This is a genomic window from Amycolatopsis thermalba (assembly GCF_003385215.1).
Lineage (GTDB): Bacteria > Actinomycetota > Actinomycetes > Mycobacteriales > Pseudonocardiaceae > Amycolatopsis_E > Amycolatopsis_E thermalba.
Window position 1 is genome coordinate 21548 of the sequence record NZ_PQHW01000003.1, and the last position, 25323, is coordinate 46870.

The 25323-nt window shown below is 71.7% G+C and carries 24 protein-coding genes; 7 read left to right on the forward strand and 17 right to left on the reverse strand.

The genetic code is table 11. The features are described 5' to 3' along the window. Window position 1: 1 nt before the first annotated feature. A complete protein-coding gene (locus tag D0D15_RS01980; protein ID WP_094003443.1) occupies window positions 2–403 on the forward strand; it encodes a hypothetical protein in 402 nt (133 codons plus the stop codon). Window positions 404–652: 249 nt separating this feature from the next. Here the strand turns inward: D0D15_RS01980 and D0D15_RS01985 are convergent, their stop codons facing one another. Together D0D15_RS01985 and D0D15_RS01990 are read right to left on the reverse strand one after the other, a co-directional pair. Then, window positions 653–1900 carry an MFS transporter gene (locus D0D15_RS01985; protein ID WP_115944189.1) on the reverse strand — a complete coding sequence of 416 codons (1248 nt, stop codon included), beginning with the start codon at window positions 1898–1900 and terminating at the stop codon, window positions 653–655. Then, window positions 1897–3174: a GH1 family beta-glucosidase gene (locus tag D0D15_RS01990; protein ID WP_094003421.1), complete on the reverse strand. Its 1278-nt coding sequence runs from the start codon at window positions 3172–3174 to the stop codon at window positions 1897–1899. The genes D0D15_RS01985 and D0D15_RS01990 overlap by 4 nt, the downstream gene beginning before the upstream one ends. A 121-nt stretch (window positions 3175–3295) precedes the next feature. Between D0D15_RS01990 and D0D15_RS01995 the strand changes: the two genes are divergently transcribed. Beyond that, on the forward strand, window positions 3296–3922 hold the full coding sequence (locus D0D15_RS01995) for a TetR/AcrR family transcriptional regulator (RefSeq protein WP_094003420.1): 627 nt from the start codon (window positions 3296–3298) through the stop codon (window positions 3920–3922). A gap of 1 nt (window position 3923) precedes the next feature. On the opposite strand, the gene D0D15_RS02000 is transcribed toward D0D15_RS01995, so the two are convergent. After that, the gene (locus D0D15_RS02000) at window positions 3924–4832 is read right to left on the reverse strand and encodes an SDR family oxidoreductase (protein ID WP_094003419.1); all 909 of its coding nucleotides are present in this window, start codon (window positions 4830–4832) and stop codon (window positions 3924–3926) included. Window positions 4833–4919: 87 nt separating this feature from the next. Here D0D15_RS02000 and D0D15_RS02005 point away from each other — a divergent pair, with 87 nt between their 5' ends. Then, the gene (locus tag D0D15_RS02005; protein WP_094003418.1) at window positions 4920–5492 is read left to right on the forward strand and encodes a TetR/AcrR family transcriptional regulator; all 573 of its coding nucleotides are present in this window, start codon (window positions 4920–4922) and stop codon (window positions 5490–5492) included. Between the two features lie 32 nt (window positions 5493–5524). Here the strand turns inward: D0D15_RS02005 and D0D15_RS02010 are convergent, their stop codons facing one another. Next, a complete protein-coding gene (locus tag D0D15_RS02010) occupies window positions 5525–6712 on the reverse strand; it encodes an alanine racemase (protein WP_094003417.1) in 1188 nt (395 codons plus the stop codon). Window positions 6713–6797: 85 nt separating this feature from the next. Between D0D15_RS02010 and D0D15_RS02015 the strand changes: the two genes are divergently transcribed. Continuing rightward, entirely contained in the window at window positions 6798–8105 is a 1308-nt protein-coding gene (locus tag D0D15_RS02015; RefSeq protein WP_094003416.1) for a D-arabinono-1,4-lactone oxidase, read from the forward strand. Between the two features lie 18 nt (window positions 8106–8123). Here D0D15_RS02015 and D0D15_RS02020 read toward each other — a convergent pair whose 3' ends face one another. The 4 genes from D0D15_RS02020 to D0D15_RS02035 form a co-directional block, all read right to left on the reverse strand. Next, window positions 8124–8774, reverse strand: coding sequence for an SDR family oxidoreductase (locus D0D15_RS02020; RefSeq protein ID WP_115944190.1), 651 nt, complete (start codon window positions 8772–8774; stop codon window positions 8124–8126). A 21-nt stretch (window positions 8775–8795) separates the two neighbouring features. Continuing rightward, window positions 8796–9431 (reverse strand): hypothetical protein, encoded by a 636-nt coding sequence (locus D0D15_RS02025; RefSeq protein ID WP_094003414.1) that lies wholly within the window; start codon window positions 9429–9431, stop codon window positions 8796–8798. Between the two features lie 276 nt (window positions 9432–9707). Beyond that, window positions 9708–10517, reverse strand: a complete 810-nt coding sequence (locus tag D0D15_RS02030) for a hypothetical protein (protein ID WP_094003413.1) — start codon at window positions 10515–10517, stop codon at window positions 9708–9710. Further along, window positions 10436–11458: a serine/threonine-protein kinase gene (locus D0D15_RS02035; protein ID WP_198958114.1), complete on the reverse strand. Its 1023-nt coding sequence runs from the start codon at window positions 11456–11458 to the stop codon at window positions 10436–10438. The genes D0D15_RS02030 and D0D15_RS02035 overlap by 82 nt, the downstream gene beginning before the upstream one ends. A 93-nt stretch (window positions 11459–11551) precedes the next feature. Between D0D15_RS02035 and D0D15_RS02040 the strand changes: the two genes are divergently transcribed. Together D0D15_RS02040 and D0D15_RS02045 are read left to right on the forward strand one after the other, a co-directional pair. After that, window positions 11552–12622: an HpcH/HpaI aldolase/citrate lyase family protein gene (locus tag D0D15_RS02040; RefSeq protein WP_094003412.1), complete on the forward strand. Its 1071-nt coding sequence runs from the start codon at window positions 11552–11554 to the stop codon at window positions 12620–12622. Further along, window positions 12619–13482 carry an HpcH/HpaI aldolase/citrate lyase family protein gene (locus D0D15_RS02045; protein ID WP_094003411.1) on the forward strand — a complete coding sequence of 288 codons (864 nt, stop codon included), beginning with the start codon at window positions 12619–12621 and terminating at the stop codon, window positions 13480–13482. The genes D0D15_RS02040 and D0D15_RS02045 overlap by 4 nt, the downstream gene beginning before the upstream one ends. A gap of 896 nt (window positions 13483–14378) precedes the next feature. Here D0D15_RS02045 and D0D15_RS02050 read toward each other — a convergent pair. From D0D15_RS02050 to D0D15_RS02090, 9 genes are read right to left on the reverse strand one after another with little or no spacing between them, the layout of a single operon-like run. Next, window positions 14379–16094: a hypothetical protein gene (locus D0D15_RS02050; RefSeq protein WP_094003408.1), complete on the reverse strand. Its 1716-nt coding sequence runs from the start codon at window positions 16092–16094 to the stop codon at window positions 14379–14381. Between the two features lie 29 nt (window positions 16095–16123). Further along, window positions 16124–17500, reverse strand: coding sequence for an amidase (locus tag D0D15_RS02055; RefSeq protein ID WP_244214928.1), 1377 nt, complete (start codon window positions 17498–17500; stop codon window positions 16124–16126). A gap of 11 nt (window positions 17501–17511) precedes the next feature. Then, the gene (locus tag D0D15_RS02060; RefSeq protein WP_094003406.1) at window positions 17512–18276 is read right to left on the reverse strand and encodes an SDR family NAD(P)-dependent oxidoreductase; all 765 of its coding nucleotides are present in this window, start codon (window positions 18274–18276) and stop codon (window positions 17512–17514) included. Beyond that, a complete protein-coding gene (locus D0D15_RS02065) occupies window positions 18273–19712 on the reverse strand; it encodes an aldehyde dehydrogenase family protein (protein WP_094003405.1) in 1440 nt (479 codons plus the stop codon). The genes D0D15_RS02060 and D0D15_RS02065 overlap by 4 nt, the downstream gene beginning before the upstream one ends. Beyond that, complete coding sequence (locus tag D0D15_RS02070; RefSeq protein ID WP_094003404.1) at window positions 19712–20476, reverse strand: ABC transporter ATP-binding protein; 765 nt, start codon at window positions 20474–20476, stop codon at window positions 19712–19714. Before D0D15_RS02070 ends, D0D15_RS02065 begins: the two co-directional genes overlap by 1 nt. Then, window positions 20473–21243 (reverse strand): ATP-binding cassette domain-containing protein, encoded by a 771-nt coding sequence (locus D0D15_RS02075; protein WP_094003403.1) that lies wholly within the window; start codon window positions 21241–21243, stop codon window positions 20473–20475. The genes D0D15_RS02070 and D0D15_RS02075 overlap by 4 nt, the downstream gene beginning before the upstream one ends. After that, window positions 21240–22070, reverse strand: a complete 831-nt coding sequence (locus D0D15_RS02080; protein ID WP_094003402.1) for an ABC transporter permease — start codon at window positions 22068–22070, stop codon at window positions 21240–21242. Before D0D15_RS02080 ends, D0D15_RS02075 begins: the two co-directional genes overlap by 4 nt. Beyond that, window positions 22067–23014: an ABC transporter permease gene (locus tag D0D15_RS02085; RefSeq protein WP_115944191.1), complete on the reverse strand. Its 948-nt coding sequence runs from the start codon at window positions 23012–23014 to the stop codon at window positions 22067–22069. Before D0D15_RS02085 ends, D0D15_RS02080 begins: the two co-directional genes overlap by 4 nt. Next, complete coding sequence (locus D0D15_RS02090; protein ID WP_094003400.1) at window positions 23014–24495, reverse strand: ABC transporter substrate-binding protein; 1482 nt, start codon at window positions 24493–24495, stop codon at window positions 23014–23016. The genes D0D15_RS02085 and D0D15_RS02090 overlap by 1 nt, the downstream gene beginning before the upstream one ends. Window positions 24496–24570: 75 nt before the next feature. On the opposite strand from D0D15_RS02090, the gene D0D15_RS02095 reads away from it, so the two are divergent. Beyond that, complete coding sequence (locus D0D15_RS02095; RefSeq protein WP_094003410.1) at window positions 24571–25311, forward strand: FadR/GntR family transcriptional regulator; 741 nt, start codon at window positions 24571–24573, stop codon at window positions 25309–25311. Window positions 25312–25323 lie beyond the last annotated feature (12 nt).

Consider the following 25323-nt stretch of genomic DNA (forward strand, 5'->3'; position numbering starts at 1 on the left):
CGTGGATCAGATCCTTGGGCAGGTACTCCGCAATGCCGTGTGGGAACGCCTCGACATGCTCGCCGACCTCGCCACCAGGGCGGACGCGCAGTCCCTGGTCTCGGTGGCCCGGTCGGAGCTGCCGCGGCTGACCGAGGGCTGGCGCGCGATGCTGACCGCCCACGAGCCCGACGAGCGGGGCGACTGCCCCACCTGCTCCACCCGGTGGCACCGCTGCAAGGCGCCGTGCTCGGTGTGGCAGGTCGCGCACGAGCACCTCGTCGCCGGTGGCCTCGCCCCGCAGCGGGACCTGCGCCGCCCGTGGCGCCGGAAGACCAACCCGGTTCCGCCTCAGCCGCGCGGTACGACGCCGGGTGAGTCGACCGGTCGCCACGCGCTGATGCCGCAGGTCGCGAACCGCTGACCACTCGGCGATTAATCGAAAAAACTAGGCCACAACCTCTGGCGGAACACTCCCGTCACCGCTATGTTGTCGATCATGGTCGAGGTCGCGAAGTTGCAGATCGCACCTTGACCGACCCCGCCCCCGCGGGCCCCGAAACTCCGCGGACCGGTGCCGTTGCACTCCCCTCCCCCGACCGGCACCGGCCCGCGGGCCCAAAAGGTACGGAGCCGAAGGCTCCTCCGGACTCCGGAGGAGCCTTCGGTGATTTCAGCGGACCGAGCGGACGCCGAGGACGGACGCCCCGGCCGCGAGCGTCGCGACGGCCGACGCGGCGAACAGCCCCGGATACCCGCCCAGTTCGGCCAGGATGACCGTGGCCGCGAGCGGTGCGATCACCTGCGGCAGCGCGTTCGCGATGTTGATGACCCCGAGGTCCTTGGCGCGATCCTGCGCGGCGGGCAGCACCTCGGTGAGGATCGCCAGCGCGACCGCCCAGTAGGCGCCGAACCCGATGCCGAGCAGCGGGGACGCCGCCAGCGCCGCCGGCCAGGTCTGCCACAGCACCAGCACGAGCGCCGCCGCGGCCATCACGACCACCGCGCCCAGCACGAACGGCTTGCGGCGGCCGGTCCGGTCGGACAGCGGCCCGACCACCAGGCCGCCGATCACCAGCGCGACGCCGTAGAGGCCCATCATGATCAGCAGCCCGGTGTCCGGATCCGGGTGGTGGACCGCGTCCGTCAGGAAGAACAGCAGGAAGAACGTGCCGAGCGAGTTGCCCAGGTTGATCAGGAAGTGGCAACCCCAGGCCCACGCGAAGTCCGGGTGCCGTCGCGGCGACACCCACAGCCCCCGCAGGTCCACGCGCCATCCGGTGGCCGGCCGGCCGGACGCGACGGCGGTGGTGTCCGCGGTGCGCAGCACGAACGCCGCCGCGCCGAGGACCACGACCACCGCGCACGCCAGGTAGCCGCCGGGCAGGCTGGTGACCAGGACCGTCACCAGCACGGCGCCGAGCACGGTGCCCAGCATCTGGCTGATGCCGACCAGCCCGCCGATCCGCGCGCGCTGGCCGACCGGGTCCCGGTCCGGCACCGCGGAGGTGAGCGTCGCGAGCATGCCGCCGAGCCCGGCCTGCACCAGGCACCAGCCGGCGACCATGACCGCCACGTTCGGCGCCAGCGCCAGCACCACCAGGCCGAGGGCCCCGCACACCGCGCCGGCGAACGTCCACGGGTGCCGTCGCCCGAACCGCGAGCGCGTGCGGTCCGAGGCCAGCCCGACCAGCGGGTTGGTGAGCAGCGCGACCACCGCGCCGACGCCGGTGACGATGCCGAACACCAGTTCCTTGTGCGCGGCGTCCAGGTGCGCGGCCTGCTCGGGCAGCAGCACCTGGATCGGGGCGTAGATGCCCAGCCACAGCCCGGTGTTCGCGCCGAAGAGCAGGCTGATCCAGCCGGGCCGGACGGGAACCGTCGGCTCGCCGAGCGCGCCCGGCGTCCGCGTTTCCGTCACGACCGCACCAGCTTCCGGTACCAGGAGAAGGAGTCCTTCGGGGTCCGGCGCTGGGTTTCGTCGTAGTCGACGTGCACCAGGCCGAATCGCGGCGCGTATCCCTTGGACCATTCGAAATTGTCGATCAACGACCAAACGAAATACCCACGGACTTCAACTCCCGCCGTTATCGCAGTGGCGACGGACCGCAGGTGCGCGTCCAGGAACTCGATGCGTTCCCGATCATGAATGCCGTCGAAGCTCGCGCCGTTCTCGGTCAGGTACACCGGTGGCAGCTTCTCGCCGTAGCGGTCGCGCAGGCCGACCAGCAGCTCGTGCAGGGCTTCCGGCACGATCGGGGAGTCGTTGGTGGTCCGCGGAAAACCCTCGATCGGGCGAAGTTCGAACGGCAGCGGATTGCCCTCGCCGGGCGCGGCGGCGCCGTGCGGCTCGTAATAGTTGACGCCGTAAAAATCCAGCGGTTGAGCGATGTTCACCAGGTCATCGGCATGTCCGGCGGGGAGGTACGGGACGATTTCGGCGGGATAACTCCCGAGTAGCACCGGGTCCGAAAAGGTCCGGTTGAGCAACGCGTCCAGCCGGCGCGCGGCATCATGATCAGCTGACGAGTTTGAAGTAGGCCAAACTGGACAATGATGGTTGGCGGTGCCGATGTTCGACGCACCCGCGGCCCGCAGAGCCTGGACCGCGAGGCCATGGGCGAGGTGTTGGTGGTGTGCGGTGGGAAGGGCGTCCAGCAGGAGCGTCCGGCCGGGCGCGTACTCGCCGATCGCGTACCCGAACACCGTCGTCACCATCGGCTCGTTGAGGGGGATCCACATCCGCACGCGATCAGCGAAGCGCTCGCCGAGGACCGAGGCGTACTCGGCGAACCGGAGCGCGGTGTCCCGGTTCAGCCAGCCGCCGGCGTCCTCGAGCGGCTGCGGGGTGTCCCAGTGGTAGACCGTCGCCACCGGCGCGATGCCCGCTTCGCAGAGCACGTCGACCAGCCGGTCGTAGAAGGCCAGGCCCTTCGGGTTCGGCGCGCCGGCCCCCGGCGGCTGGATCCGCGGCCACGCGAAGGAGAAGCGGTAGGCGCCGACCCCCAGCTCGGTCAGCAGCGCCACGTCCTCCGGCCAGCAGTGGTAGTGGTCGCACGCGACGTCGGCCTGCCCCGGGGCGAAGGTGTCCCAGACCGACGGACCGCGCCCGTCCTCGCTGGTGGCGCCCTCGATCTGGAAGGCCGAGGTGGACACGCCCCACAGGAAACCGGGCGGGAAGGCGAGGTTCTCCACGAGCGCGGTCCCTTCATCGGGGCTAACGTGAAAATTTCTCAAATGCTAGCCCTTCCCGCCATCGGGGGGAAGTGGTCCGGGGCGCTAAAGTCCCTGTTCAGAGCACCAGAAGGAGCACAACGTGTCGGAGACCCAGGCGACGACGACCCCGCTTCGCCGGCAGCCCGTCCAGCAGCGCAGCGCGAAACGGGTCGAGCAGATGCTGGACGCGAGCGCCGAGCTGATCGACGAGGTCGGTTATGACGCGTTGACCACCACCTTGATCGCCAAGCGCGCCGGGGTCGCCGTCGGCTCGCTGTACCAGTTCTTCCCGGACAAGCGGGCGGTCGTGCGGGCGCTGACGCAGCGCAACCTCGACCGGTTCGTGCACGCGGTGAGCGAGCGGCTGAGCCGCGAGGACCCGCGGCACTGGTGGGACGTGGTCGACTCGGTGCTGGACATCTACCTGGAGATGCACCGGACCGTGCCGGGCTTTTCCAAGGTCCACTTCGGTGACGTGGTGGACCGGCAGCTGCTCGACGACAGCCGGGACAACAACCGGGTGATCGCGGACTCGCTGGCCGACCTGGTGGGCAAGTACATCGACCTGAACACGCCACGGCTGTCGCTGGCGATGACGGTCGCGATCGAGGCCGCGGACGGGCTGCTGAAGCTCGCCTTCCACCGCGACCCCGACGGCGACGCCGAAATCGTCGGCGAGACCAAGCACCTCATCAAGCTGTACCTGGCCTCGCGACTGGGGGAATAGCTCACTCCGCCTCGAAGTAGTGGCCCTGGCCGAGGTCGGCGAGGAGGCCGGGGTGCTCCGGCTTCCAGTCCAGCACCTGGCGGGTGCGGGCGGACGACGTCGGGTTGTCCAGGCCGGCGAACCGGGCCAGGAAGCCGAAGTGCGCCTCGGCCCGGTCGGCCGGGATCGACTCGGTGGGCAGGCCCAGGTGGCGGCCGATGGTCTCGGCGATCACCCGGACCGGGACGCCCTCGTCGTCGACCACGTGCAGCCGGCTGCCGGCCGGGGCCTTCTCCAGCGCCAGCCGGTAGGCCCGCGCGGCATCCAGGGTGTGCACGGCGGGCCAGCGGTTGGCGCCGTCGCCGAGGTAGCCGGACCGGCCCGCCTTCCGCGCGGCGGCGATCATCACCGTGAGGAAGCCGTGCTTGTCCAGTGAGCTGTGCACGGTCGGCGGGAGCCGCACGACCGAGGTGCGGATGCCGCGGTCGGCGTAGGCGATCAGCTCGTTCTCCGAGTCGACCCGGTAGCCGCCGGGGAGCACGTCGTCCTCGGTGCCGGCGCGGTCCAGCCCGAGCCCGGCGATGATCGCGGTGCCCGAGGTCCCGACCAGCGGCTTGCCCGTGCCGGCCAGTGCCTCGCCGAACGCCCGCACCACGGCGAGGTCGGTGTCGCCCGCGGACGCGAAGTCCCCAGCGGTCATGGCTTCGTGGTCGAAGGCGAGGTGGATGACACCGTCCGCTCCGGCCGCCGCCTCCCGCAGGCCGTCCAAGTCGCGCAGGTCGCCGCGCCGCACCCGGGCTCCGGCCGCGGTCAGCTTCGCCGCCGACGCGTCCGACCGCGCCAGTCCGACGACCTCGTGACCAGCCGAAAGCAGCTCCGGGACGAGTGCCGAACCGATGTGCCCGGACGCGCCCGTGACGAAAACTCGCATGAGATCCTCCTGGATTCCAGTGATGTCACCTGGTGCCATCACTGTAGCACCGCATGACACCAAGTGTCATCACCTAGACTGTCCGGTATGGGCCGGTGGGAGCCGAACGCGCAAGAGCGCCTGACGCGGGCCGCGCTCGAGCTGTTCGCCGAGCGCGGGTACGACAGCACGACGGTCGCGGAGATCGCCGACCGCGCGGGGCTGACCAAGCGGACCTTCTTCCGGCACTTCGCCGACAAGCGCGAAGTGCTGTTCCGCGGCGAGGAAGTGCTGAGCCGGCTCATCTCCGACGGCATCGCCGGCGCTCCCGCTTCCGCGACGCCGCTCCACGCGGTCGGCGCGGGGCTCGAAGCCGCTGCCACGGCGTTCGGGCCGGAGCGGCGGGAGTGGTCGCGACAGCGTCAGGCCGTGATCGCCGACAACCGTGAGCTACGCGAGCGGGAGCTGCTGAAGAGCACCGCGCTCACCGCCGCGATGGCGGACGCCCTCCGCGAACGCGGTGTCCCGGACCTCACCGCGGACCTCGCCGCCGAGATCGGGTACCTCGCGTTCCGGACCAGCTACGCGCGCTGGATCGAGCCCGCCGACGAGCAGGACTTCGCCGAGCTGGCACGGCGGACGCTCGAGGAGCTGCGGGAGGCCTTGGGGACGGTCGGCTGAGTTGTCCACAGATGTGTGGACATGTGGACAAGTCAGCCGAAGTTCTGGTGTTCGCCCCGGTAGGTGGGCACGGTGCGCTCCACCCGGCCGTCCACCACGACGTGGTAGGCGGTGAACCGTTCGGCGAGTTCGCCCGCCTTCGCGTGCCGCATCCACACCCGGTCGCCGACCCGCAGGTCACGCGCCGCCTTGCCGGTCACGGGCGTCTGCACCTCGCCGGCGCCCTCGAACGGCAGCAGGCGCAGCCCCGCCGGCAGGTACGGGGACGGCAGGCGGGTCGCCGAGGCGGCGCCGGAGGCGACGAAGCCGCCGGAGTAGAGCGTCGCGATCGAGCGGGTGGGCTTGTGGACAACCGGGAGCGCGAACAGCACCGCGGGCCGCGGACGGAAACGGGAGTACCCGTCGAACAGGGTCGAGCCGATCAGCCCGGATCCGGCCGCCACCTCCGTGACCACCTGGTTCGCGCGGGTCAGCTCGATGCTGCCGCTGCCACCGCCGTTGACGAACTCCAGGTCGGCGACCTCCCGCACCGCGGTCACGTCGGCCGCCCGGCGGCGCGCCAGCTCGGCCGCTGACCGGCGCTGCATCCAGCGCACGGCGAGGTCGTTGAGACGGCTCCCGGTGGCATCGCCCAGCCCGGCGATCTGGCCCTCGTAGGCCATGACGCCGACCAGGCGGAAGCCCGGCCGCGCCGCGATCCGGCGCGCGAGCGCTCCGGCCTGCTTCGCGGTGAAGACCGGCGAGCGGCGGGTTCCGACGTGCACGAACGGCAGCGGGCGCCAGGACGCGTCGAGTTCCAGGCACACCCGGATCTCCGGGTGGTCGTGGCCGAGCGCGGCGTCCACCAGGTCCAGGTGCTCGATGGAGTCGACCATGATCGTGATCGCGGCTCGCGCCCGCTCGTCGGCCGCGAGCGCGCGCAGGGCGCCGAAATCGGCGGTCGGGTAGGCGACCAGGATGTCGTCGCTCGTGCCGAAGCCGGCGTGCCAGAGCGCCTCGGCCAGCGAGTAGCACATCAGCCCGGCGAACCCGCGCGTGGCGAGCGCGCGCTCGATCAGGTAGCGGCAGCGCACCGACTTGCTGACCAGGCGGATCGGCGTGCCCGCGGCGCGCTGGACCAGATCGGCGGCGTTGGCGTCGAACGCGGCCAGATCGACGACGGCGAGCGGCGGATCGAGATCCTTCGTCGCCGTGTCGTAGGTGGTCGCGGTGGTCGCCATGCTAGGACCGTACGTCAGAACGACTTGAAACGCGAATACCTTTCACCTACGGTTTCGTCACTCGACACGGACGGGTGAGTACTTGATGAGCCGGTGGCACAACTGGGCGGGGACCGCGAGCGCGGACCCGCAGCGCATCCACACCCCGCGCAGCGCGGCCGAGATCGCCGAGGTCGTCACGGACGTGGCGGTGAACGGCCGTCGCGTCCGCGCGTGGGGCAGCGGGCACTCGTTCACGCCGATCGCGGTGGCCGACTCGGACGCGATCGACCTCCGCGGGTGGACCGGGATCGCCTCGGTCGACGCGGAAACCAGCCGCGTGACGGTGCGGTCGGGCACCACGCTCCGGCAGCTCAACGCCGAGCTGGACCGGCTGGGCCTGGCGATGACCAACCTCGGCGACATCGACGCGCAGACCATCGCGGGCGCGGTGTCGACCGGGACCCACGGCACCGGCGCGCGGCTCGGCGGGCTGGCGACCCAGATCGTCCAGCTGGAGCTGGTGCTCGCCGACGGTTCGGTGGTGACCTGCTCGGCCGACCGGCAGCCGGACCTGTTCACCGCCGCGCGAGTGGGGCTCGGCGCGCTCGGCGTGATCACGAACGTGACCCTGCAGTGCGAGCCGGCGTTCGCGCTCGCCGCGCAGGAGCGGCCGGAGCCGCTGGAACAGGTGCTGGAGGGGTTCGACACCTTCGCCGCGGAGAACGACCACTTCGAGTTCTACTGGTTCCCGTACGGGAAGAACGCGCTGGTCAAGCGCAACAACCGGCTGCCGGCCGGGTCGGCGACGCAGCCGCTGGGCCGGGCCAGGGAGTTCTTCGACTACGACATCGTGGAGAACGTCGCGTTCGGCACGCTGTGCCGCATCGGCCGCGCGGTGCCGCGGCTGGTCCAGCCGCTCGGCCGGTTCGCGTCGGCGGTGCTGTCCGCGCGCGAGTACTCGGACACCTCGCACCGGGTGTTCGTGACGCACCGCGGGGTGCGGTTCGTGGAGTCGGAGTACGCGGTTCCACGTGAATCAGTGCACGAGGTGCTGCGCGAGCTGCGGGCGCTGGTGCCGCGGCTGGAGAACCCGGTGGCGTTCCCGGTGGAGGTGCGGGTCGCCGCGGCGGACGACATCTGGCTGTCCACGGCGCAGGGCCGCGACTCCGCCTACATCGCGATCCACCAGTTCGTGGGCATGCCCTACCGCGAGTACTTCGCCGGCTTCGAGTCGATCGTCGCGGCGGTCGGCGGGCGCCCGCACTGGGGCAAGATGCACAGCCTGGACGCCACCGCCCTGCGCGAGCGCTACCCGCACTTCGACGACTTCGTGGAGGTGGCGCGACGCTGCGATCCGGCCGGGGTGTTCCGGAACTCCTATGTGGACCGCGTGCTGGGCCCGCTCCCCTAGCCGTCCCTTGTGGACGCTCTACAGGCGGGTGATCGCCTCGTCGATCGGGGTGTTGCCGGTCACCAGTTCCAGGGTGCGGCGGAACGAGCGCGGCTCCTCGAAGAGCGCGATCAGCACCGCGGCCACGTCCTCGCGCGGAACCTGGCCGTAGTCGACGGTGTCGGCCAGGTGGACCTCGCCGATGGCGGGCTCGTCGGTGAGGCTACCGGGGCGCAGAATGGTCCAGTCCAGGTCACGGGCGCGCAAGTCGTCCTCGGCGGCCTTCTTCGCGCGCAGGTACGTCGCGAACACCTCGTCGGCGCCGGGGCGGGGCGGGCGGTCGACGCCGATCGAGCCGATCTGGATGAACCGCCGGACGCCCGCGCGTTCGGCCCCGTCGGCGAACAGCCGCGCGGCGCCGAAGTCCACGGTCTCCTTGCGGGCCGCGCCGCTGCCGGGGCCGGCGATCGCGGCGAACACCGCGACGTCCGCGCCCTTCAGCACGTCGGCGACCTCGTCCCCCGCGGCGGACTCCAGGTCGAGCACGACCGGCTCGGCGCTGAGGTCGCGCAGCGCGGGCGCCTGCTCCACGTTGCGGATGATGCCGACCGCCTCGTCCCCGGTGCCGGCCAGCAGCCGCTCCAGGTGACGCGCGATCTTCCCGTGCCCTCCGGCGATGACGACTCGCATGGGTCCGACTCTAGGCGCCGGTCAGGCCACCGGCAGGTCGTAGGAGGCGAGGAGCTGTTCGTAGACCATCTCGTTCACCCAGCGGGACACCGCGTCCTCGGGGAGGAGGATGCGCTCGCGGCGCACGTCGATGTCCAGGTCGACCCGGGCGTCCTCGTCGGCGGTGACCACGGCCACGCCGTAGGAGCGGGCGCGCGGCAGGCAGTTGTCCAGGTAGTCGCGGCTCAGCACGGCCGAGGTCGGCAGCACCATCGCCGCGTCGCCGTAGCGGCTGAACGGCACGGCGGAGGCCATCGCGGTGCGCCAGTGCCGGGCGACGGCCAGGACGCCGACGATCTCGGCTGCGGGGGCCGGGGCGGTCGGCGCGAACTCCGGCCACGTCCAGGTGGCGACGGTCGCGCGGTCGGTCACCGGGGCGACGCCCATCGCGATCCGCTCGGCGTGGGTGTCGGTGCGCAGCTTCGCCACGACGCACACGCGGCGGCCGAGCATCGTCACCTCGGGCAGGACCACGCCGTGCCAGCCCAGCTGGGCGGCGGCGTCGCGGGCCAGCTGGCTGACGCTGGCCGGCAGCTCGATGGGCGGCACCACGCGGGTGGGGAACGATCGTCCGCCGGCCACCACCGAGTTTCCGGTGTGCCCTGGTGTAACCGCCACGATCCGCCTCCTCTTACCGCTGATTCCCTACCCGCACCTCGTGAAAAGAGGCACATGAAAGAGGTACCAGGGGTGGGCCGGTTGATCGGTGGACAACGGGAGCGCCTGCGATCGGCGGCGCTCAACGGTCGGTGACCGGTCGATGAGCGGTATCCGGACTTCAGCCCGACACTGCTTCCGAATGGGTGACGGACCGCTGAACGACGCGATGCCCAGGGTTTCCGTACCGCCGAACGGAGCAATATCCTTCACGTTCCACTATGGACAACGCACGTGTCAAGGAAGGAGTTCCCGTCCCAGCGGGGTCATCAGGCCGGCGACCTCGGCGTAGGGCACCACGACCTCGTAGTACCCGCACGCCATCGGATAATTCCGCGCGTCCGTCGCCAGCCCGAACACGACGCCGTCGGCCCGGAAGCCGGCCTGGAGCGCGGGCACGTCCAGCACGCCCCACGGCCGCAGGTCCTGCGGCCCGAGCGGGGTGCGCTCGCCGAACGGCTCGCTACCGTCGCAGTAGCCGCCGGGCGACCGGGCGAGGATCCGGGACTCCAGCGCGCTCATCGCGTTCTGGTCGGTGGCGATGCCGTCGAAGACGTCCCCGGCCGTGACCACCTGCCCGGTCGACAAGTCGATGTTGAGCCACGTCGTGGCGTAGCCGCCGTGGTTGCCGAACTGGCTCGACTGGACCATGAGGTCGTAGCGCACCGAGACCATCTTCTGGTCCTGCCGCCCGATGGTGGCCGTGTTCTGGACGACCGGGTCCTCGGTCGGGTCGAGCAGCCCGGACTGCACATAGTGGATGAAGTCGTCCAGCGGGCGCACCAGCGCGGCGTTGATCCGGTCCTGCAGCGCGCGGTCCGGCACGCCGCTCACCACCGCGTACTGCGCGTCGACGTGGAACCCGGCGCCGGGCTCGGTGCGCGTCAGCAGGCTCACCCGCACCGCCGTCTGCTGCTCGGCCGGTGGCGCCGCGGCGACCGGCGGCGCGGGTTCGCCGTTGCCGATCACCGCGATCGTGCCGACGACCGCGCCGACCCCGACCGCGACGGCGACCAGCGTGGCGCCGATCTTCGCGCCCAGGCCCATGCCGGTGCCGACCGCCGCAGCCCGCCCGCGGCCGCCCCCGGCGCGGCCGCGGTCCCGGCGCCGAGCAGCGCCAGCGGCGACAGGGCCAGCAGCGCTCCCGCCCGCTGGGCCAGCCTGCCCAGACCGCGCTGCTCCCAGTCCGGGCCGTACCCGGCGACCGCGGCGGCCTCCAGCTCGGCGACGAACTCCGCCGCCGCCGACGGCCGCCGGTCCCCGTCCTTCGCCATGCCGCGCGCGATCAGCCCGCGCACCGGTTCCGGCACCGCGTCGACCGGCACCGGCGCGTTCTCGTGCAGGGCCTGCAGCTCACCGGTGGTCGCGCCGTCGTACGGCTGCCGCCCGGTGATGCTCTGGAAGAACACGCAGGTCGCCGCGTACACGTCCGTCGCCGGGGTCGCGGGCGCGCCACGCCACTGCTCGGGGGCCATGTACGCCGGGGTGCCCGCCGGCACGCCGGGCTGACCGGCGAGCACGGCGATGCCGAAGTCCACGAGCTTGCTCTCCCGGCCGGGCCCGACCAGCACGTTCGCCGGTTTGTAGTCGCGGTGCACGACACCGGCGCGGTGCGCGTCGGCCAGTCCGAGCAGCGAGCCCTTCAGCACCGCCAGCGCCGATTCGGGCGGCAGCACGCCGTCGTGGCCGAGGACCTCGCGCAGCGAGACGCCGTGGATGGCCTCCATCACGATCGCCGCACCGTGCGGGCCCTCGTGGAATTCGTACAGCCGGGTGACGTGCGGCGACACCACGCGGCTCAGCAGCGCGGCCTCGTGCCGGAACGCGGCGAGCCGCGACGGGTCGCCGAGGTGCTCGCTGAACAGGTACTTGATCGCGACGAGCGTGCCGGACGGATCGTGTCCGGCGAGCACGACCTCGCCGAATCCGCCGTCGCCCAGTCGGTGGAGTTCGGTGTAGCCCGGCACCGCCCAGTTCCGCGTTCGCACGTTCACTCCGAGGTGAGCTTCGCCGCAGCGGTTCCCCTCGATTCGCGGTTAGGGTTACTCGCTGGTTACACCGGCCGTGCCAAGGGAGGACCGATGCGCTCGCCGAAGGACTTCTTCGCGCCCCTCGCCGTGGGGGCGCCGGATCCCGTTCGCGAGATCCCCGCGTTGCCGTCGCGGATGATCCACTTCTTCGACCCGAGCAACGAGAAGATGGCGGCGAAGGTCCCCGACCTGGCGAAGAAGGTCGACGTCCTGCTCGGGAACCTGGAGGACGCGGTGCGCGCCGACCGCAAGGAGGCCGCGCGCCGGGGGCTGGTGGAGATCGCGCGGGCCAACGACTTCGGCGCCACCCAGCTGTGGACGCGGATCAACAGCCTCGACTCGCCGTGGGTGCTGGACGACCTGATCACGCTGGTCACCGAGATCGGCGACAAGCTGGACGTGATCATGGTGCCGAAGGTCGAGGGCGCGCAGGACATCCACTACGTCGACCGGCTGCTGGCCCAGCTGGAAGCGCGGGCCGGGCTGCGGAAGCCGCTGCTGGTGCACGCGATCCTGGAGACGGCCAGCGGGGTCGCGAACGTCGAGGAGATCGCCGGCGCGAGCCCGCGCATGCAGGGCATTTCGCTCGGCCCGGCGGACCTCGCCGCGAGCCGCCGGATGAAGACCACCCGGGTCGGCGGCGGGCACCCGGGGTACCTGGTGCGGACCGACCCGGTCGGCGAGGACCTGCACACCGGCCGCACGACCTACCAGCAGGACCTGTGGCACTACACGGTCGCCCGGATGGTCGACGCGTGCGCGATGCACGGGATCCTGCCCTACTACGGGCCGTTCGGGGACATCCGCGACGTCGTGGCCTGCGAGGACCAGTTCCGCAACGCGTTCCTGCTCGGCTGCGTCGGCACGTGGACGCTGCACCCGGTGCAGGTGGACATCGCGCGGCGGGTGTTCTCGCCGGAGCCGTCGGACGTGGCGTGGGCGCGGAAGGTGATCGCCGCGATGGGCGACGGCACCGGCGCGGTGATGATCGACGGGAAGATGCAGGACGACGCCTCGGTCAAGCAGTGCCGGGTGGTCGCGGAGCTGGCGGACAAGCTGGCCGAGCGCGACCCCGAGCTGAAGCAGGCGTACGACGAGGCGACGAAGGAAGCACTGGCATGAGTGAAGTGAAGCCGCGGCGGTCGGTGCTGTACATGCCCGGCGCGAACGAGCGGGCGCTGGAGAAGGCGAAGACGCTGCCGGCGGACGCGTTGATCCTGGACCTGGAGGACGCGGTCGCCCCGGACGCGAAGGAGGCGGCGCGGGAACGCGTGTGCGCCGCCGTGGGTTCCTACGGGGCCCGCGAGGTGACGATCCGGGTCAACGGCCTGGACACCGAGTGGCACGACGCCGACCTGCGGGCGGTGGCCCAGGCCGGCCCGGACGCGGTGGTCGTGCCGAAGGTGAACTCGGCGGCCGAGGTGCACAACATCGAGCGCGCGCTGGAGCTGGGCGGGGCGCCGGAGAAGACGAAGATCTGGGCGATGGTCGAGACCCCGGTGGCGATGCTGCACGCGGAGGAGATCGCGTCGGCCAGCGAGCGGCTGACGGTGCTCGTGATGGGCACGAATGATCTGGCGAAGGAGCTGCACGCCGAGTTCGTGCCCGGCCGGGCCCCGCTGCTGGGTGGACTGTCGCTGTGCCTGCTCGCCGCGCGGGCGACGGGCAAGGTGATCCTGGACGGCGTGTACAACGACGTGCGGGACCTGGCGGGTTTCGAGGCGGAGTGCCTGCAGGGACGGCAGTTCGGGTTCGACGGCAAGACCCTGATCCATCCCGGCCAGATCGAGCCGTGCAACCGGGTGTTCGCGCCGTCGGAAGACGAGATCGCCCACGCGCGGAAGATCATCACCGCGTTCGAGGAGGCGAAGGCCGAGGGACGCGGCGTGGTGACGGTGGACGGGCGGATGATCGAGAACCTGCACGTGGACAACGCAAAGCGAGTACTGGCACTGGCAGAGGCGATCGCGGCGAAGGGCTGATTCTTCAGCAGCAGCAGCAACAACAAAGAAAAACGGCACCCGGCAACGCAAGACGGCCGGCACTCGGCCGCCGGGCGCGGCAGTCCCGAAACCGGCATCCGGCAACGGAAAACGGCGGACACTCGGCCTGCCGCGCGGCAGGCCTGCGAACCGCAAGCCAGCAACGCAAGTGGACCGACCACGCACCAGGGCCGCACGGCAGCCCAACAAACCGCAAGCCAGCAACGCAAATAGACCGACCACGCACCAGGGCCGCACGGCAGCCCAACAAACCGCAAGCCAGCAACGCAAATAGACCGACCACGCACCAGGGCCGCACGGCAGCCCAACAAACCGCAAGCCAGCAACGCAAATAGACCGACCACGCACCAGGGCCGCACGGCAGCCCAACAAACCGCAAGCCAGCAACGCAAGTAGACCGACCACGCACCAGACCTCCCCCGCCCCCGATCCACAGCCGGTCTTTGGTCGCCGATCAGGCGTGTCAAGGTACTCTTTCCCGCCTTGACACGCCTGCTCGGCGACTGAAACACAATCAGGCATCGGGGGCGGGGGTGGTCGTAAGGTGACCGTTCGGCGCCGTGAGGCGCTTTAACCGCCCGCAGGGCGGACTCCCCGCCTGCCCAACGTCACCTCTAAAGATCAAAAGATGTCCTCGCCGGACGGGCAGGCTCCGGGATGACCAAGGGCACACCCGTCACCTTGGGCAGGTGGTCGCTGTGTGGTCATCCCGTCGCCTGCGGTTTGTGCATATCACCTTGAGCCAGGGCCGCAAGGTTGGCATGGTCGGCCGCCGGTTGGCGGCCCGGGTTGCGGCCCTGGCTCAAGGTGATCCTCACGTGTCAGGCGACGGGATGACCACCCAGCTCGGGTTGGGGTCGGTACGCCGCCTTCGCCTAGAACGGTTCGTCGTGCAGCCAGTCCAAGGCTTTGCGCGCCGCGTTGGACACGGCTCGGTCGGGGTGCGCTACCACGACCGACTCCAGTACCTCGCGTGCGCTCGGGTGGCCGCAGATCGTCGCGCCGGCCAGGAACAGCAGCTGGTCCGGGCGCGGTTGTGAAGCGAAGTCGGCGAGGGCCTTCTCCCGTCCTTCCGTCCGGATGTCCGCCGCCAGCAGGTCCACCTTGCTGTACGTGCGGTCCCGGCCGGCGACCTCGCTGCGGTCGATCAGGCCCGCGTCGAACAGCCACGTCAAGGCCGCGGGGCCGGCGGCCGAATGGTCGCGCAACCCGGCGATCGCCGCGACGCCGTCTCCGCCCAGGCGCGCCAGCAGGCGGAACGTCAGCATCCGGTGCTCGAAATCATCCGTCCGCCGGGCCAGCGCGGACAGCTCGGCGATCGCGCGTTCCGGGTCCCGGGCGCGCAGCCACGTCGCGGCGCCCTCGTCCAGGACCTGCGCGTCCAGCGGCGCCAGGCGCGCGAACAGGACCTCCGCGGTCTCGCCCGCCAGGTCCGCCACCGTCAGCACCGGCTCGCCCTCCGCGACCCGCAGCTCGTACGCCGCCTGCACGCCGAGCGGCAGCAGCCGCACCACCTGCCGCTCCTCCTCCGGCACCTCGTCGAGGTAGTCCACCCCCGCGAAGTCCAGCAGGTCCTCGTAGTGCTCCTCGCCCGCCGGGAAGATCTCCACCAGGCCGTACTCGGCCAGCCGGGCCACCACGCGCAGGATCGTGCTCCCGTCGCCGCCCAGCATCTCCACCAGCATCGGGATCGTCGCCGGTTCCGCGGCCAGCTCGGTGATCATCTCCGCGGCCAGCGGGTTGGCCAGGATCGATCCGACCGCCGCCCGCCACAACTCCACCGGGTCCGCCAGCCGCCGCGCGGCCTTCTTCACCGGCACCAGCCGTCCGCGGTAGACCCGCACCACCCCGGCGCGCTTGGCCATCGTGACGAACTCGGCCGGTGCGCTGATCTCGGCCAGGTCCCGGCCCTCGCCGATCCACTCGACGAACCGGCGCAGCTGCGGCACCACCGCCGTGACCTCGGCCTCCGCCGCCAGCCGCTCCGCCGAGGCGAGCGGGAACACCGGGGACGGCGCGGCCGCCTCCGCGTCCGGGTCGCCCTGGTAGTGGCGGTAGGCCAGGTCGTGCAGCAACGTCTGGTCGACCTCGACCTCACCCCGCCGCACCCGGTCGATGAACGCCTGCGCCGCCACCTCGTTCAGCGGGTCGATGCCGTGCTCGGCCATCGCGACCGCCCAGAACTTCGCCAGCCCGAAGTTCGACGGCTCGTTCATGGCCGTGTCGAACCGGTCCGCGATCGCGGTCAGGTAGGTCCGCAGCACCGCCGGCTGCTCGCTGCGCTCGTCCAGCAGGTCGGCGTCGTCGAAGAAGTCCATCAGCGCCTCGACCGTGGACAGCACGGCCGAGGAGTGCGGGTCGAGCAGCACGACCTTGCGCGGGAACCACACCAGCAGCGCGTTGCGGAGGATGTCGCGCGTCCAGCGGCCGAGCAGGCCGTCCCGTTCGAAGCGGAAGTCCAGCATCGCGCCCGCGACCACCGGGTCCACCACCCGTTGCCGCATCTGCGACCAGGCGTCCAGCTCGACGAGCAGCCGCTGCCGGGCGTCGATGAACTCTTCCTCGTCCGCTCCGGTGTACACCATCCGCATGGGTCGATCGTCCCGCAGATGGCGCGTAATCACACCCCCGGCGACCGCTGCGGATCGCGAATTCCTTCGAATGCTGCAGCCACCTGCAGCACACCGAGGTCGTCGAACCGCCGTCCGGCGATCTGCAGCCCGACCGGCTGTCCCTCACTCGTATAACCGCAGTTCAACGACACCGCGGGCTGCCCGGACATGTTGTAGGGCACGGTGAACGCGATGTGTTCGAACGGCCGCGCCGGGTCGTTCGTCGGCGAGGCCCACTCGGCGGGCGGGGCGGACACCGGGCAGGTCGGCGACAGCACGAAGTCGTACGGCTCACCGGCCCGCAACGCGGCGACGGCGATCGTGTCCATCTGGGCGAAGCCGCGGTAAGCCGCGACGCCGGAGACCTCCGCGCCGCCCTGCGCCCAGACCGCGATGTAGGGCAGCACCAGCGCCTGCCGTTCCGGCGGCAACGCGCTGATGTCGCACCACGCCCGCACGCGCCAGAAGTCGTCCAGCCCGTCCAGCATCTCCCTGGTCAGGAACGGTTCGACCGGTTCGACGATCGCGCCGGCTGCCTCGAACCGCCGCGCCGCGTCGAGCACCGCGGCCCGCACGTCGTCCTCCACCGGCAGCCCGGCCCCGGCGTCCAGCTGCAGCCCGAGCCGCAGTCCGGTGACGTCGAAATCCAACTGTGACCAGGCGATTTCCGCCGGCGGCAGGCTCAGGTGGTCCCGGCTGTCCGGCGCGGACAACACGCCCATCAGCATCGCCGCGTCCGCCACCGTCCGCGTCATCGGGCCGACCACCCGCCCGGGGAACGGCGGGTGCACCGGCACCCGCCCGAAGCTCGGCTTGAGCCCGACCAGTCCGCACCACCCGGCAGGCAGCCGGATCGACCCGCCGATGTCGGTGCCCACGTGCAGCGGCCCGTACCCGGCGGCGGCCGCGGCGGCGGCGCCCGCGCTCGACCCGCCGGGCGTCCGCGACAGGTCCCACGGGTTGCGGCTCGCGGCGTGGAAGCTGGACAACCCCGAGGTCAGCATGCCGTAGTCGGGCATGGTGGTCTTGCCGAGCATCACCGCGCCGGCCTCGCGGACGCGGGCGGCGGCGGGCGCGTCCGCCGGGGCCGGGACCAGCTCGGTCGCCGCGGTGCCCAGCGGCACCGGCGTCCCCCGGGTCGCGATGTTCTCCTTCAACGTGAGCGGCACGCCGTCGAGCGCCCCCGCCTCGCCCGCGGTCCACCGCTGCTCGGACGCCTTCGCCGCGTCCCGTGCCTGCGCCGGGTCGTAGGCGTAGAGCGCGTGCAGGGACGGTTCGAGCGCGTCGATGCGGGTCAGCACCGCCTCGGTGACCTCGACCGGGGACAACCTCCCGGCGCGGTAGGCGGCGAGCAGTTCGGTCGCGGACAGGCCGGTCGGCTCCACGGGGTCCCTCCTCATTCCGGCGGTGTGTAGCGGCCGTCGACCGCGGTCCAGCCACCGTCGACGGCCAGCACGGCCCCGGTGACGAAGCTCGCGGCGTCGGAGGCCAGGTAGACGACGGCCCCGGCCAGCTCGGACGCCTTGGCCCAGCGGCCGAGCGCACTCTTGCCGGCGTACGCGGCGTACCAGTCGGGGCTGGCCTTGATCTGTTCGGTCAGCGGGGTTTCCACCACGCCGGGCGCGATCGCGTTGACCCGCACCCCGGCCGGGCCGAACTCGGCCGCGGCGGTCCGGAACAGCTGCACGAGCCCGGCCTTGGTCGCCGCGTACGGCCCCTGACCTGGTTCGACGGTGGTGCCGCGGATCGAGGAGAACCCGATGATGCTGCCCCGCCCGCGCTCGACCATGCCCGCGCCGAAGGCCCGGACGACATCGAACGTGGCGCCCAGGTTGAGCGCGACGACCCGGTCGAACTCCTCGCGCCGGTAGTCCAGCAGCCGTTTGCGCACGTTGGTCGCCGCGGTCAGCACGACGACGTCCACCGCGCCGAGCTCCGCCGCCGCCCGCTCGACGGCCGCCGAGTCCAGCACGTCGATCTCGTAGGACTCACCCCGGATCTCCCGCGCGGTCTCGTCCGCGGCACCGGCGTTGCGGTCGGCGCAGATCACCTCGGCGCCGTGCGCGGCCAGGGCGAGCGCCGACTCCCGGCCGATGCCGCTGCCCGCGCCGACCACCACGGCCCGCTTCCCGTCGAGCCGGAACAGCTTCTCGTAGTTCACGCCCGGATCACCGCCATGCGCGTCACGGTCAGCTCCTCGATCGCGAACCGCGGCCCCTCGCGTCCGATGCCGGAGTCCTTCACGCCGCCGTACGGCATGATGTCCGACCGGAACCCGGGCACCTCGTTCACCACGACCCCACCGACCTCCAGTTCGTCGATCGCCCGCACGGTGGTGCGCAGCGAGCGGGTGAACACGCTCGCGTGCAGCCCGTACCGCGAGTCGTTGACCAGCGCGAACGCCGTCTCGACGTCGGGCACCCGGCGCAGGCACACCACCGGCCCGAAGATCTCCTCGTCCCAGCAGTCCACGCCGTCGGGCACGTCGGTCAGCACGGTCGGCCGGACGATCCCGTCGACCGCGTCGCCGCCCGCGGCCACCTTCGCGCCCGCCGCGACCGCCGCCGAGATCCAGTCGAGCACGCGACGGGTGGACCGTTCGTCGATCAGCGCCGACACCCGCGTCTTCTCGTCCCGCGGGTCCCCGATGACGACCTCCGGCAGCCGGGCCAGCAGGCGCTCGGTGAACTCCTCCGCCACCGCGTCCACGACCAGCAGCCGCTGCACCGAGATGCACGCCTGCCCGGACGCGTAGAACCCGCCGCGCAGCACGGCGTCCACCGCCGCGTCCAGATCCGCGTCCGCGGCCACCACCAGCGCGGCGTTCGAGCCCAGCTCCAGCAACGTCTTGCGGGGCGCGGCGTCCCGCGCGATCCGGTGCCCGACCGCCGCCGAGCCGGTGAACGACACCGCGCCGATCCGCGGGTCGGTGACCAGCGCCGATCCGACCCCGGCGTCCCCGGTGACCAGCTGGACCATCGACAGCGGCGCGCCGACCGCGGCCGCCGCCTCACGCACGAGGTGCACCAGCCACAGCGTCGACAGCGGCGTCTGCGGGGCCGGCTTCACGATCACCGGGCACCCGGCCGCGATCGCCGGCGCGATCTTGTGTGAGGCGAGCAGCAGCGGGTAGTTGAACCCGGCGATGCCGACCACCACACCGATCGGCTTGCGCACCCAGAACCCGGTCAGCCCCTCGCCGGAGGGCGCCACGTCCAGCGGCACGGTCTCGCCGTGCAGCCGGGCGACCTCCTCGGCGGCGGCCTGCCAGGTCACCAGCGTGCGGGCCACCTCGACGCGGCAGTCGACGAGCGGTTTGCCGGTCTCCACGACCAGCAGCCCCTCCAGCTCGTCGCGCCACTCCAGCAGCGACCGGTGCACGCCCAGCAGGACCTCGCGGCGCACGTGCGACGGCAGCTTCGCCACCTCCCGCGCGACCAGCACGGCCTCGCTGACCGCGAGGTGCGCCAGCTCGGCCGTGCCCACCGGCGCCCGCGCCACCACGCAGCCGTCGTAGGGGAACCTGATCTCCGTGGTGTCCGGTGTGGACACCCAGTCGGACCCGATCGGCAGCCCGTCGGGATAGGGGTCGAACATCATCGTCCTCCCTGCAGCCTGGCCAGTTCCGCACGCAGGTTCGGCGCCGCCGCCACGAGTTCCCGCGTGTAGGGATGTCGCGGATCGTCGTAGACCTGTTCCACCGCGCCCAGCTCGACGAGCTCCCCGCGCCGCATCACGGCGACCGTGTCGCAGACCCGGCGTACCACGGCGAGGTCGTGCGAAACGAACACGAGCGTCAGCGCGAAACGCTCGGTCAGCTCGGCGAGGAGGTCGAGGATCTGTTTGCGCACCGACACGTCCAGCGCGCTGACCGGCTCGTCCGCGATCAGCACGCGCGGCCGCGGCGCGAGCGCGCGGGCGATCGAGATGCGCTGCCGCTGCCCGCCGGAGAACTGGTGCGGGTACCGGCCGGCCGCGTCCGCGGGCAGTCCGACCGCGGTCAGCAGCTCCGCGACGCGGTCCGGATCGCGGCGGCCCAGTGGCTCGGAAATGATGTCCCGCACGCGCATCCGCGGGTCGAGCGAGCCCATCGGGTCCTGGAACACGACCTGCAGCGCCTCGCGGAGGAAGCCCAGCTTCCGCTCGGGCAGGCCGTCGATCCGCTTGCCCTCGAAGGAGATCTCGCCGGAGGTGGGCCGGTCCAGCCCGGCCAGCAGGCGGACGAGCGTGGACTTGCCGGAGCCGGACTCGCCGACGATCCCGAACCGCTGCCCCGCCTCGACGGTGAACGACACCCCGCGCAGCGCGTGCACCTCACGCGGCCGCCGGTAGCGGCGGTGGACGTCCCGCAGTTCGATCACGCCGCCTCCAGGTCCGACGCGGCCAGCAGCTTCTTCGTGTAGTCGTGCCGCGGCTGGGTGAGAACGTCCGAAGTGGACCCCTCCTCCACCACCCGGCCCTCGTACATCACGAGCACCCGCGTGCACACCTTCGCCACCACCGCGAGGTCGTGCGTGATGAACAGCAACGCGGTCTCCCGCTCCGCGACCCCGGTCAGGATCAGGTCGAGCACCTGCGCCTGCACCGTCACGTCCAGCGCGGTGGTCGGCTCGTCGCAGATCAGCAGCGCCGGGTCGTTGGCCAGCGCGATCGCCAGCATCACCCGCTGCCGCTGCCCGCCGGAGAGCTGGTGCGGGTAGGCCCGCGCGAGCTGTGCCGGCTCGGGCAGCTTCACCGCGTCCAGCAACGCGACGGCGTCCTGCTGTGCCGCGCGCCGGGACTTGCCGGTGTGCAGCCGGATCGACTCGGCGACCTGGCGGCCCACGCGCATCAGCGGGTTCAGCGCGGTCATCGGCTCCTGGAACACCATCGCCAGGTCCCGTCCGCGGCGCCGCGACAACTCGCGCTCGGACGCGCCCAGCAGCTCGGTGCCGGTCAGCTTCGCCGAACCGGTCGCGTGCAGTCCCTCCGGCAGCAGGCCCATCACCGCGGACGCGGTCAGCGACTTGCCGGACCCGGACTCGCCGATCAGCCCGACCCGCTCACCCCGGCCGACGGTGAACGACACCTCGCGCACCAGCGGCTGCGCGCCGGCGTGCACCGACAGTTCGGACACTTCGAGGGTCATCGCCGCTCCAGCCGGGGGTCCAGACGGTCCCGCAGACCGTCGCCGAGCAGGTTGAACCCGAGCACCGCGATCGCGATCGCCAGGCCCGGCACCAGCGCGAGCCGCGGCTGCACGGTCAGCAGCTCCTGCGACTCCTGCAGCATCCGGCCCCAGGACGGCGTCGGCGGCCGGGTGCCGAACCCGAGGAACGACAGCGCCGCCTCGGCCAGCACCGCGATGCCGAACGACACCGAGCACTGCACGATCACCAGCCCGCCGATGTTGGGCAGCACGTGCCGCCGCGCGATGAAGAACCGCGACCGGCCCGCCGACCGCGCCGCGAGCACGTACTCGGTGCTCATCACCTGCAACGTGCCGGAGCGGGCCACCCGAGCGAACGACGGGATGGTCGCGACGCCGATCGCGATCATCGCGGTCACCGTGCTCGCGCCGTAGACCGCGCCGAGCATGATCGCCAGCAGCAGCGCGGGGAACGCGAGCACCAGGTCGTTGACGCGCATGACGAACTCGCCGAGCCACCGCTTCGACATCCCGGCGAGGATGCCCAGCGGCGTGCCGACCAGCGCGGCGACGCCCACCGCGATCACGCCGACGTACAGCGTGGTGCGCGCGCCGACCAGGATCTGGCTGAACACGTCCCGGCCGAACTTGTCGGTGCCGAACCAGTGGTCGCCGGTCGGGCCGAGCAGCCGCGCGGTCGACTCCACCTTCAGCGGATCGTGCGGCGTCCACGCGAACGACACCAGCGCCGCGAGCACCACCAGCCCGACCAGTACCGCGCCGGCGACCAGCGTCGGCGACGTCCGTCCCGTGACCGGTGCACTCATCGCGCCGCCCTCAGCCGGGGGTCGATCACCACGTACAGCAGGTCGACCACGAAGTTGACCACCAGCACCGCGACCACCAGCACGAGCACGATGCCCTGCACCGACAGCAGATCGCGCGCGGACACCGAGTCCAGCAGCATGCTGCCCAGTCCGGGCAGCACGAACACCCGCTCCACCACGACCGCGCCGATCAGCAGCGTCGTCAGCTGCAGCCCGAGCACGGTCACCACCGGCACGGCCGCGTTGCGCATGCCGTGCCGCATCAGCGCCGGGTACGGGCGCAGGCCCTTCGACCGGGCGGTGCGCAGGTAGTCCTGGCCGAGTGTGTCCAGCACCGCCGACCGCACGTACCTCGTGAGCACCGCGCCCTGCACGATCCCGAGCGACAGCGCGGGCAGGACCAGGCCGCGCAGGAACTCGCCGGTGTCGGCGTTCGGCGGCGTCCACCCGCCCGAGGGCAGCCACCGCAACTGCACGGCGAAGACCTGCACCAGCAGGATCCCGGCGAGGAACGCGGGCACCGCCACACCCAGCTGGGACAGTCCGGAGATGGCCGTGCCGCCGAACCGCCGGTGCCACACCGCGGCGAGCGCGCCGAACGGCACCGCGATCACGACCGCGACGAGCATCCCGGCGCCCACCAGCCACAGCGTCACGCCGAGCCGGTCGACCAGCTGCGGCCCGATCGCCTCACCGGTCACGTACGAGCGGCCGAAGTCGCCCTGCAGCACCCCGCCCATCCAGCTCAGGTACTGCTCGGCCAGCGGCCGGTCCAGCCCGAAGTCGGCGCGGGTCTTGGCGAGCAGCTCCGGGGTGGCGTTGATGCCGAGCGCGACCTGCGCCGGATCGCCGGGCAGCACGGCCATGAACGCGAACACCACGATCGAGGCCACCAGCACGCTGGCCACCAGGATCGCCGCGCGGCGCAGGATCGCGGCGGCCATCAGCCCAACCCCGTGAGGTCGAAGGACTCGCTGACCTGGTTGGCGGCCAGCCCGGTCACCTTCTTCTTCGCCACGACCGCGTTCGGGTACAGGAACAGCCAGTCGGCGGCGGCGTCGGCGGTGATGGTGCGGGCGACCTGGCGCATGTTCGCGGCCTGCTCCTCGGGTGTCCCCGCGTCCGCGGCCGCGATCAGCTGCTTGACCTGCGGGTTGTCGTATCCCCAGTAGTACTTGGGGTTGCCGAAGGTGGTGATGTCGCGGGCCTCGACGTGCTGGACGATCGAGGCGTCGAAGTCGTGGTCGGTGAAGACCTGCTTGAGCCACACCGCCGGGAAGTCCAGCGGCTCGATCGTGACGCGGACGCCGATGTCGGCCAGATCGGAGGCGACGACCTGCGCGGCGGCCGTCGCGTACGGCAGGTTCGCGATGCGCAGCCGGATCGACAGGTTCGTCTGCCCCGCCTCCGCGAGCAGCGCCTTCGCCCGCGCGGGATCGTGCGGGTAGTAGCCGGACAGGTCCTCGTACCAGGGGTCGGTGGGCGGGACCATGCTGCCGAGCACCGTGCCGCGGCCGGCCCACGCGGTGTCCAGCAACGCCTTCCGGTCGATGGCGAGGGTGAGCGCGCGGCGGACGCGTACGTCGTTGAACGGGGCCTTCGCGCCGTTGAAGGAGAGCACGACCTCGCCGTTCGTGGTGCCCTGCAGGACGGTGAAGCGGGTGTCGTTCTCGAACTGCGGGATCGAGTCCGGGGCGGTGATCTGCGCGATGACGTCGATGCCGTTGCTGAGCAGGGCGTTGTTCAGCGCCGTCGGATCCTTGATGTACTTGAGGATCACGGTCCGGTAGGCCGGTGGCTTGCCCCAGTAAGCGGGGTTCGCGGCGAGGACGATCGAATCGCCGCGCCGCCGGGACTGCACTTCGTACGGCCCGGTGCCGACCGGGGTGTTCGCCAGGTCCGCGACCCCGGTCGGGCTGAACATCGCGCCGACGCGGCCGGTCATGTCGAACAGCCAGCCGTTGCTCGGTTTCTTCAGCACCACGCGGGCGTGCAGCGGATCGACCACCTCGACGCGGTCCACGACGTCCATCTTGGACTTGATGGAAATCGTCCAGTCGGTCTTGACCCGGTCGATCGAGAACTTCACGTCCTCGGCGGTGAACAGCGCGCCGTTGCTGAACGTCACGCCGGGCTGGAGCTGGAAGTCGTAGGTGCGCCGGTCCTCGCTCACCGTCCAGGACCGGGCGAGCAGCGGCACGATCTTGCCACTGCTGTCGAGCTTCACGAGGCCCTCGTAGACGTTGTAGAGCAGGGCCTGCGGGATGGCGGTGCCGTCGGTGCGGGTGAAGTCGAAGTTGGCCGGCTCGGCGGTGAACCCGACGGCGAGGGTGTCCGGGCCCGAACTCACCGAGGCCGTGGACCCGGCGGAACAGGCCGAGATCACCAGCAGTAGCGCCAGTGCCGCGGAAATTCGGACTTTCATCCTCACCCCGAGTCAGTATGCTGGTCCGACCAGTAGCCTAGGTTTGCACCAGACGGGGTGAAGGTCAAGACGACGATGGAGTTCGAGCCGGTCAGCCCGGTCCGCGCGTACGAGCGGATCGTGGAACAGATCGAGCAGGCCGTGCTCACCGGCCGGCTCCGGCCCGGCGAGCGCCTGCCCGGGGAACGCGAGCTGATGGCCCAGTTCGGCGTCAGCCGCTCCACCATCCGGGAGGCGCTGCGGGTGCTGCAGGCGGGCGAGGTGATCCGGTCGCGCCCCGGCGATCCACGCGGGCCGGAAATCCTGCCCGCGTCCCCGGCGCGACTGCGGAAGTCGCTGGACCGGCTGGCGCGCGCGGAGACGCTCGGGCTGGCCGAGCTGTTGCAGTTCCGGATGATCGTGGAGGGTTCGGCCTACCGGCTGGCCGCGGAGCTGCGCACCGAGGAGGACCTGGCGGAGCTGCGCGCGGCGCTGGCGGCGATGACCGCGAGCCTGGACGACTACGCCACCTTCAGCCGCGCCGACGTCGCCTTCCACGACGTGGTCGCGCGGGCGGGGCGGAACACGCTGATCGTGGTGTGCGGCAACGTCGTGCGCGGCGTGGTGCTGGACCTGATCGCGGGCAAGCTGGAGAACTCGACGGACCGGCAGGCGCTGATGGAGGCGTCGGTGGCGCACCACAAGGAAGTGCTGCGCGCGGTCGAGGAGGGCGACGGCCCGCTGGCGGCGCGGCTGGCGCGGCGCGCGTTGTACGACTACTACGCGGAGTACGTCGGCGCGGACGAGCGGGTCGTGCTGGAGCACCTGCTGGACTGAAATTCCGTGGTG